Source organism: Pseudomonas sp. CAU 1711 (genome assembly GCF_039888625.1).
Classification (GTDB): Bacteria; Pseudomonadota; Gammaproteobacteria; order Pseudomonadales; family Pseudomonadaceae; genus Aquipseudomonas.
Genome location: NZ_JBDQQT010000011.1, coordinates 189,849 through 198,480 on the forward strand (window position 1 = coordinate 189,849; position 8,632 = coordinate 198,480).

The 8,632-nt window shown below is 66.1% G+C and carries 12 protein-coding genes; 7 read left to right on the forward strand and 5 right to left on the reverse strand.

Going from position 1 to position 8,632, the window contains the following annotated elements; all coding sequences use genetic code 11:
* Positions 1 to 143: 143 nt before the first annotated feature.
* Genes AAFN46_RS14345 through AAFN46_RS14365 form a run of 5 tightly spaced genes read left to right on the forward strand, consistent with a single transcriptional unit; the run spans position 144 to position 2,851 of the window.
* A complete protein-coding gene (locus AAFN46_RS14345; protein WP_347809361.1) occupies positions 144 to 650 on the forward strand; it encodes an N-acetyltransferase in 507 nt (168 codons plus the stop codon).
* Between the two features lie 18 nt (positions 651 to 668).
* Positions 669 to 1,226 (forward strand): DUF4166 domain-containing protein, encoded by a 558-nt coding sequence (locus tag AAFN46_RS14350; protein ID WP_347809362.1) that lies wholly within the window; start codon positions 669 to 671, stop codon positions 1,224 to 1,226.
* A gap of 1 nt (position 1,227) precedes the next feature.
* On the forward strand, positions 1,228 to 1,746 hold the full coding sequence (locus AAFN46_RS14355; protein ID WP_347809363.1) for a metal-dependent hydrolase: 519 nt from the start codon (positions 1,228 to 1,230) through the stop codon (positions 1,744 to 1,746).
* Positions 1,728 to 2,480, forward strand: a complete 753-nt coding sequence (locus AAFN46_RS14360; RefSeq protein ID WP_347809364.1) for a carbon-nitrogen hydrolase family protein — start codon at positions 1,728 to 1,730, stop codon at positions 2,478 to 2,480. The genes AAFN46_RS14355 and AAFN46_RS14360 overlap by 19 nt, the downstream gene beginning before the upstream one ends.
* Positions 2,477 to 2,851 carry a hypothetical protein gene (locus AAFN46_RS14365; RefSeq protein WP_347809365.1) on the forward strand — a complete coding sequence of 125 codons (375 nt, stop codon included), beginning with the start codon at positions 2,477 to 2,479 and terminating at the stop codon, positions 2,849 to 2,851. Before AAFN46_RS14360 ends, AAFN46_RS14365 begins: the two co-directional genes overlap by 4 nt.
* On the opposite strand, the gene AAFN46_RS14370 is transcribed toward AAFN46_RS14365, so the two are convergent.
* From AAFN46_RS14370 to AAFN46_RS14380, 3 genes are read right to left on the reverse strand one after another with little or no spacing between them, the layout of a single operon-like run.
* Positions 2,845 to 3,237: a DUF488 family protein gene (locus AAFN46_RS14370; protein ID WP_347809366.1), complete on the reverse strand. Its 393-nt coding sequence runs from the start codon at positions 3,235 to 3,237 to the stop codon at positions 2,845 to 2,847. The genes AAFN46_RS14365 and AAFN46_RS14370 overlap by 7 nt on opposite strands.
* Positions 3,234 to 3,515, reverse strand: coding sequence for a DUF5629 family protein (locus tag AAFN46_RS14375; RefSeq protein ID WP_347809367.1), 282 nt, complete (start codon positions 3,513 to 3,515; stop codon positions 3,234 to 3,236). The genes AAFN46_RS14370 and AAFN46_RS14375 overlap by 4 nt, the downstream gene beginning before the upstream one ends.
* The gene (locus AAFN46_RS14380; RefSeq protein ID WP_347809368.1) at positions 3,512 to 4,156 is read right to left on the reverse strand and encodes a DUF480 domain-containing protein; all 645 of its coding nucleotides are present in this window, start codon (positions 4,154 to 4,156) and stop codon (positions 3,512 to 3,514) included. The genes AAFN46_RS14375 and AAFN46_RS14380 overlap by 4 nt, the downstream gene beginning before the upstream one ends.
* A gap of 178 nt (positions 4,157 to 4,334) precedes the next feature.
* Between AAFN46_RS14380 and AAFN46_RS14385 the strand changes: the two genes are divergently transcribed.
* A complete protein-coding gene (locus AAFN46_RS14385) occupies positions 4,335 to 5,009 on the forward strand; it encodes a hypothetical protein (RefSeq protein WP_347809369.1) in 675 nt (224 codons plus the stop codon).
* 57 nt (positions 5,010 to 5,066) lie between these two features.
* A complete protein-coding gene (gene gap, locus AAFN46_RS14390) occupies positions 5,067 to 6,068 on the forward strand; it encodes a type I glyceraldehyde-3-phosphate dehydrogenase (protein WP_347809370.1) in 1,002 nt (333 codons plus the stop codon).
* 4 nt (positions 6,069 to 6,072) lie between these two features.
* On the opposite strand, the gene AAFN46_RS14395 is transcribed toward gap, so the two are convergent.
* Both AAFN46_RS14395 and AAFN46_RS14400 read right to left on the reverse strand, forming a co-directional pair.
* Entirely contained in the window at positions 6,073 to 6,414 is a 342-nt protein-coding gene (locus AAFN46_RS14395) for a tryptophan synthase subunit beta (protein ID WP_347809371.1), read from the reverse strand.
* Positions 6,415 to 6,540: 126 nt separating this feature from the next.
* Positions 6,541 to 8,632: DUF5801 repeats-in-toxin domain-containing protein (locus tag AAFN46_RS14400; protein WP_347809372.1), on the reverse strand; the 2,092-nt coding region annotated here is incomplete at its 5' end.

The following is an 8,632-nucleotide window of genomic DNA, read 5'->3' on the forward strand; positions in this document are numbered from 1 at the left end:
AAGCCAGAGAAACGCCGCGACTCTGTAAAGAAATCGCGGCGCTTTCTTAAGTGAACAGCATTACGCCCTTGAGGCGGCTTTCTTTTGCACGCGACTCGCACCCGTGGTCGAATGGCGCCTCCGTCATTTGTGCCGAGTCACCCATGCCCCTGACCATTCGCCCGGAACGCCCAGGCGACACCTGCGCCATCGAGGCGTTGACCATCGCGGCCTTCCGCGATGCGCCACACAGCGATCACACCGAGCAGTTCATCGTCAGCGCCTTACGAGCGGCCGGCGCCCTGAGTCTGTCGCTGGTGGCCGAAGAGGCTGATGCGATCCTCGGCCATGTGGCCCTCTCCCCGGTAAGCATTTCTTCAGGCGCGACCGGCTGGTTCGGCCTCGGCCCTATCTCGGTCGCCCCCGAACGCCAGGGCCAGGGCATCGGCACTCGACTGATGCATGAGGCCCTAGATACCCTACGCACGCAGGGCGCCGCCGGTTGTGTGCTGTTGGGCGATCCGGCCTACTACCGTCGCTTCGGTTTCAGGCCAGAGCCGGAGCTGGTGCTTGCCGATGTGCCAGCGGAATATTTCCAGGCCCTGTCGTTCGGCCAGCCGTTGCCGCGAGGCATGGTCACCTATCACCAGGCGTTCGCCGCACAGCGCTGACTCGGAGAAAAGCCAACCATGCCCACGGAAGGGAACGCTGTCGTCACTTGGTTCGGCGAGCACTTCGCCGAGCTGCATCCGCTGCTGCAACGCCTGCATCGCGAAGGCGGCGAACTGATCGGCGAGGTGGAGCTGCGCTATGGCCAGGGCCTGGCCGGCCTGCTCGGTCGGCGCCTGGCCGCCAGACTGGGGCTGCCGACCGGCTGCCGACGCTGTGAGATGCGCGTCGAGATTCGTCACTCCGAGTCCTGCCTGCTCTGGAGTCGCCGCTTCGCCGGCGGGCAGCGAATGGACTCGACCTTCGTGCCCCACGGCCACTTCCCCGCCGGGCACTGGCTGGAAAGCACCGGCAAGCTGAGCCTGGAGCTGGGCGTACAGATCATCGATGGCGGCTGGTACTGGCAGCAGCGGCGCATGCGTTTTCTCGGCATACCGCTGCCCGCCTGGCTGCAGCCCCGCTCCGAGGCCTACAAGTGCATCGAGGCCGGGCAGTACCGCTTCTCCGTGACCTTCACCCTAGCCGGGCAGGGCCTGCTGTTCGGCTACTCCGGCCATCTGCGGCCCAGGGAGGCATGAGATGTTTATCGCCCACGCGCCCTCCGGCTACCTGCTCGGTTCCCTACTGCAGAACTCCAACCGCTTCGGCGCCATTATGTTGGCTTGCATCGCGGGCGCCGTGGCACCGGACCTCGACCTCCTCTACTTCTACCTGCTGGACGGCCGCCAGACCCACCACCACAGGTATTTCAGCCACTGGCCGCTGCTCTGGCTCGGCCTCACGGCACTGGCCTGCCTCTGGCGGAGCGTCAGACGCCACAGCACCCTGGCCTCGTCGACACTGGCATTCGCCCTCGCTGGCGTCCTGCACATGCTGCTGGACAGCCTGGTCGGCGATATCTGGTGGCTGGCGCCTTTTCGCGATCAGGCTTACGCGCTGTTCAGCGTGCCCAATCGTTATCAACCCTGGTGGCTGAACTTCCTGCTGCACTGGACCTTCATCGTCGAGCTGGCGATCTGTCTGGCCGCGCTGATGCTGTACCTCCGCCGCCGATATCACACTGGAAAGGAAACCAGCCCATGCCCACCCTCTGCATAGCCGCCGCCCAAAGCATTTCCAGCCCTGGCGATCTGGCCGCCAATATCGAGCGGCACTGCGCCTTCGCCCACAGCGCCGCGGCGGCAGGCGTCGAGCTGCTGCTGTTCCCCGAGCTGTCGCTGAGCGGCTACGAACCCGACCTGGTCGCCGAGTGCGTGGTCGATCCGGCGGGCGACGCGCTGGAGCCGCTGCGCATTCTGGCCCGGCGGCACAATATGGTCCTGATTCTCGGCGCGCCGCTGGCCAGCGCCGACGAGCGCCCGCATATAGGCGCCATAGTGCTGTTCGCCGACGGCAGCCACGCCACCTACCACAAGCGCCACCTGCACTCCGGCGAGGAACGCTGGGCCAGCCCCGGCTCGGCCGATGCCGCCAGCTTCCCCCTCCACGACCAGCGCTTCGCCCTGGCCATCTGTGCCGATACCGGCCATGCCGAGCATGCCGCCGCGGCCGCCGCGACCGGCGCCTCGCTGTACCTGGCCGGGGTGTTGATCTCCGAGCGTGGCTACGCGGTCGATTCTGATCAGTTGCAAGGGTATGCCTCCACCCATGGCTACGGCGTGCTGATGGCCAACCACGGGGGGCCGTCCGGCGGCTATATGTCCGCGGGGCGCAGCGCGTTCTGGAGCCCGGAGGGACAGCTGATCGGCGCCACGCCCGGCCCCGGCGAAGGGCTGCTGATAGTGCGCGGACAACAGGGTGGCAACTGGAGCACGGAGCTGCTCGCCCTATGAATAGACAGAACAAGGAACTTGGCGGGAAACGGCTCTACTGCTCCCTGCTGCTGTCGCTGCTTGCCAGTACCGCCAACGCCGGCTGCGGCGAAGGCCGCGGCACCTGTTACTACTACAAGAGCGGCGAGTTGAAGAGCCAGGGCGCCTGTGCGGTGACCACCTGCGCGGCCAGCGACCAGTACTTCTTCACCCACTGGGACTGGGACAGCGGCAATGAAGTACGCATCGACTGGGACACCAAGGCCCAGCAATTACTGGTCAACGGCAAACCTGGCTACAGCCTGGTACTGCCCTACAAGGACGACAAGATGATCTGCTATGCGGTGGCCGCCAGCGACGAGCTGGTGTGCAACGATTCCGGCAATTACTGACCCGCGTAGCACACCGGCGAGCTGGGCGGCCCGCGCCGCTCCAGCTCTTCTTCGAGAAACTCGGCCAATACCCGGGCGTTGTTGAACCGTTCGTCACGGGCGGCGAACAGCAGGGTCAGGTTGCCCCGCTCGGCCATACTCAACAGGCCCTGCCAATGCTCGGGGCGAGCCGCCAGCTCGGCGCGATAGAGCAGGCGGAACTCGTCGAACAGTGCCGGATCATGGCAGAAGCCCTTGCGCAGCGCGTCCGATGGCGCCACCTCCTTGAGCCAGGCGCTCAATGCCAGGCTCTCCTTGCTGCAGCCACGGGGCCACAGGCGGTCGACCAGCACCCGCGCCCCGTCATCCTCGGCCGGCGGCTGGTACACGCGCCGGCAGCGAATCATGGCTCCTCGACCTCGTCAGCATCCTCGTTGTCGGCGCTGATGGCGCCCAGGCAGACCAGCTCGTGCTCGCCCTCGGCATCGGCCACGCGCCAGACACCCGGCTCCGCGCCCGCTTGCGCGGCCGCCAATTGCTCGGCGGCAAAGCGCCAGACTCGGCGAACACGCCCGTCCATGCACTCGATGCGGAGTTGCCCCTGCTCGTCCAGTTCGAACTGCCAGGCATGCAGGCCATCGATCAGCAGCATGTCGGCGCCATGCAGATCGTCGAGCAGGCTCATACCTGGCCCTCCAGACGGGCCAGGCGCTCTTCCAGCGCCGCCACGCGCGCCTCCAGCTCGGCGATGCGCGAGTCGTCCAGCGCACCACGCGCCGGCGCATCGGCCTGGCGGGCCTCCAGCAGGGCCTGCAGGTCGCCGGGTTCGCCCAGCAGGTGCATGTAACGATCCTCGCGCTGGCCGCCCTGGCGTGGCAGCAGACAGACCAGCTCGCGGCCAATCAGACGTTCCAGCTGATGCTGCACCTCGGCGCCATCGTCGAACTGGAATAGGCGACTGCTGCGGGTGAGCAGCTCGTTGACGGTCTGCGGGCCACGCAGGAACAGCAGGCCGAGCAGCGCCTGCTGCGGCTTGACCAGCTCCAGCGCCTTGTCCACCCGGTGTTCCCAGCGGTCGGCGCGACCGCCCATCACCAGACGCGCCATGCCGCGCCCCTCCAGGGCGCGCAGGGCCTGGCCGACCTGCCCCTCGCCGAGGTTCATCAGCGGCTCGCGGCTGGTCTTCTGATTGCAGGCCAGCACCAGGGCATTGAGGGTCAACGGGTAGGTTTCCGGGGTGGTGGCCTGCTTCTCGATCAGGCAGCCGAGGATGCGCACTTCGGTGGCATTGAGTGGCACGCGTTCGGCCATGGCTTCACTGGACATGCTGAGTTCCGGGTAGTGACTGTGGCCAATAGCCTGCCACGCCCGCCGCGGGCTGGGAACTCGACTCGCCCAAGCACCGCGACCGACGACTGCAGGGCGGCGCCACAATCCTGTCTGCCAAGCCTTGAGCTGAACGCCAGCGCTAGGTTACGTTGCCGCTTGTCGCAAGGAGAGCCCCATGCCCACTGCCCGTATCCTGATATTCGCGCTGCTGCCGCTGTTCGCCGGCTGTCAGCTGTTCAGCGTCTACCAAGCCGAGCCCAGCGCGCGCCCCCAGCAGCGCCTGCAAGGCGAGCTGCACCTGGAGCAGAGCCAGCTGCTGCTGCGCCCCTGTGGCGAGCAGCGCCAACTGGCGGTGGTCAACGACGGCAGCAGCGACCTCACCCGCGAGGCCGGTGCCCTGCTGGCCGATGGCAATGAGCGACTGTTCGTCGACCTGCTTGGCACGCTAGAGGCCAGCCGGCAGGAGGGCCTCGACGGCGAGGTGCATCCCAGCCTGGTGTACCGCCTGCAAGGCGAGGGCCCGGGCTGCAACGAGCCGGGGTTCGAACGACTGCTGCTGCGCGCCGGCGGCCATGAGCCGGACTGGACCCTCGGGGTCGGCGAGCCCGGCCTGGTGCTGCTGCGCCCCAGCCAGGAGCCGCTGGCCCTGCCCTACCTCGAGGAGCGCCTGCCGGAAGGCCGCCTCAACATCAGTAGCGAGGCCAATGGCCAGCGCCTCGAGCTGTGGCTGGCGCCGCAACGCTGCGTGGACGAGATGACCGGCACGGTACAGCACCTGAGCGCCGAGCTGCGCCTGAACGGCGAAGTGCAGCGCGGCTGCGCCTCCTTCGGTGGCGCGCGCAGCCGCTGAGCATGACTGCGACGAGCCGCCTATGCTGAAAACGGACCCAGACAGTCGGAGACTGCCATGCTGCGTATTGCCCTGAACGGATACGGGCGCATTGGTCGCGCCCTGGTCCGCGCCCTATTCGAGCGCGGGCTGGAAAGCCAGCTACACATAGAAGCCATCAATGAAGTCGGCGATTTCAAGACCCTCGCCCACCTGACCCGTTTCGACTCCACCTTCGGCCGCTTCAACGGCCATGTCGGCCTGCACGATGACGTGCTGCAGGTACATGGCCAGTCGATCCGCCTGATCGGCGAGAAGGAAATCGCCAAGCTGCCCTGGAAGCAGCTGGCGGTGGACGTGGTGGTGGACTGCACCGGCAGGCTGAAGAAACGCGAGCTGGCCGAACAGCATCTGGCCGCCGGCGCGCCGCGCGTGCTGCTCTCGCACCCGCTGGACACGGCCGACCTGACCGTGGTCTACGGCGTCAACCACCATCTGCTGGGCAACCAGCAGATCGTCTCCAACGCCTCCTGCACCACCAACTGCCTGGCGCCGCTGGCCCAGGTGCTGCACACCGCGGTGGGCATCCGCCAGGGCCTGATCACCACGGTGCATGCCTACACCAACGACCAGAACCTGCTGGACAAGACCCACAGCGACCTCTACCGGGCACGCGCCGCCGCGGTGTCGATGATTCCCACCAGCACCGGCGCGGCCAAGACCATCGGCCTGGTGATCCCTGAGCTGGCCGGGCGCATGGACGGCATGGCGGTGCGCGTGCCGACCGCCAACGTATCGCTGCTCGACCTGACCTTCACCAGCGAGCACCCGACCAGTCGCGAGCAGATCAACGACACCCTGCAGAGGGCCGCGCGCCAGCTGCCGCTGGGGGTGATGGAGTGCAACGAGCTGCCGCTGGTGTCCAGCGACTTCAACGGCTACCCGGTATCCTGCGTGGTCGACCTCAATCACACCCGGGTGCAGGGCGAAAACCTGGTCAAGGTACTGGCCTGGTACGACAACGAGTGGGCCTTCGCCAATCGCCTGCTGGATGTACTGCAAGCCTGGCTGAAGACCTGATGAGTCAGATCAGATGGTGCTCGTCGTCGCCCAGCAGGCCGCTGAGCCCCTCGATCTCGGCGCGAGTCACCGCCCGACGGTCCAGCTTGCGCCGGGCGGCCTCGGGCAGGTCGGTGTAGCGGATCACGCCCTTCTGCACCAGGGCGATCACCACGTCCTCCAGCACCCGGACCAGCTCCAGGTCCGACCCCTGCAGGCTGGCCAGACGCGCCTTGACCTCCTCGCGCGCACTCAGCCAGCGGTTCAGCTCCTCGCTCTCGACCGCCAGGGTCTCGGTCATGCCCTCGAACGGGTCGTGTTCCACCCGCAGCAAGCGCCCCTCGCCATCCCTCTGCACATACACCATGTGACATCCCTCCAGGCATGAAAAAGCCCGCTACCCCACAAGGGTAGCGGGCCGATCATAGAAGCGCCGCCTTGCTACTGTCGATCATCCCCGTGCGCATCCGCCCCGGGGCCGACACCAGAACAATCAGACCGTGTCGACCTTGAGCGAACCGTCACCCAGCATGCTCTGGATCAGGGCCGTCTCGCTACCCGCACCATAGCTGGCATAGAGATCGATGTTCTGCAGCACTATGACCTGATCTGGGGCAACCGCCGGATCGGCTACCGCAGTGCTGCTGACCTTGAGTACCGTATCCGCCCCCGAGAGCGAGATGTCGATAAAGCTCAGCAGATTGCCGATATCTGCCGGTGTGCCATGCTCGCCCACCAGTAGTTCGGACAGGTCAAGGCGATCGCCACCGCTGTTGAAGCCCTTGACGAAGTCGGTGACTGTGTCAGTGCCCGTGTCGCCCGCCAGCCACTTGAAGGTGTCCGCACCCGAGCCACCGGTGAGCAGGTCGTTACCAGGTCCACCGATCAGCAGATCATCGCCTGCCCCTCCGATCAGCGTGTCGTTACCGGCTCCGCCGAGCAACACATCGTGACCGGCGCCACCCATCAGCGTGTCGTTACCAGGGCTGCCCTGCAGCACTTCATCGGCGCCGGTACCGGTCAGCACGAAGCCGGTAGCCGCACTGCCGCTGCCCTCGATGGTGATATTCAGCGGTGTGGTCACCGTGTCACCATCCTTGTCCGAACCGCTCAGGTTAAAGGCCAGGTTCACATCGTCCGGGAAGATCTCCTCGTGCACTGTCATCGACAGCAGCCGGTAGTCGCCGCTGGCGCTGCCCAGGCGCAACTCATTGAAGCCGCTGTCCTGAATGGCCACAGCCGAGCCGAAGGTATAGGTCAGGGTCGAGCCGGCCACCGGGTTGAGGAGGTCGAAGTTCGTATTGCTGCTCTCGCCTGAACCGGCCGGAGGGCTCCAGGTGCCTGCGGCGATCAGAACCCCAAGGTTGTATACCGCCCAAGTGAGAATATCGCTGGTACTCAGCTTGTTGATCTGGAAGCCGATATTACCCAGGGTAGAGCTGAACGCCACCTTGAGGATCTCCCCGGGGGTGATCAGGTTATTGTCGATCCCCATGCCGTTGCCCGAGGCATTCACCCCGCCGGTGGCCGGACTCGGCGCCAGCTCGGTGAAGGTCGCGGTCAGGCCATTAATCGGCAGTACCAGGCTGGCCACCGGCCCGCCGGGAGTCAGACCGAGCAGCGACTTGGTGATCGACACCGTCGGGTTAGGCGTTACCAGCTGGAAGTCATAGCTGCCGTCGGTATTCACCGTCAGGGTGAAGTAGGTCACCCCCGAACTGGTGACTTTTGCCGTGAGCACCACGGAGCCATCGGGGTTGTTCACCTTGGTATAGGTGAGTGCGCTGTCGGGCGGCGTACCGTTCAGATCGAAACGGCCGAATCCATCGCCACCAAAGGCAATGTCGACCTCGCCATGCAGGGTTTGCGCCACGTTGGCCAGGATGCCATGTTGCACACCCAGCAAGATCGGCACGTCATCTTCCACGTTGATGGCGAAGCTACCCGCCGGGAAGCCCCCCGCCACGGGGTCACCATCGCGATCGACGGCCGTCAATACCGCCGAGAAGTCGATGCCGAAGCCAGGCAGGGTTTCGCTGTCATTGCCATTGGCCAGCGGATGATCGATCGGTCCGAGCAGAGTGAACTGGTAGCTACCGTCGGCCCCCACCTGCAGGGTGAACACGGTATATCCCGAGACACTCCCGGTCAGCGTGTCGCCCGAAAGGCTGTAGCTGAGCGTTTCGCCGCCGGACTTCAGGGCCTGGGCATATAGCGAGCTGAGGTTGCTGCTGAGCCCCATGGAGCCCGCGCTATCGGCACCGAAGTTGACCAGCGCGAAGAGGGCCCCAGCGGCACCGCTCACGGTCAAGGTCTGCCCTGCCTCGGGGTTACCCAGATGCGGGCTGGTCAGCAGATCTTCATGGACCAGGCCGGTAATGCGCACAGGCGCCTGCGGCGTGCCAGCAAGGGACGGGCCGTCGTCATGGAAGCTCAGCAGCCCGCCCATATCCAGGCTGGCGCTGGCCTGGTCGCCATCGCGGTCGGTGATGGTCGCCACCAGGCTCACCGCGCCGCTGGCCAGGCTCACCGCGTCGTTCGGGTCACTGCCGTCCGGGTGTTGCAGGGCGCGCAGCTGGTCGAGG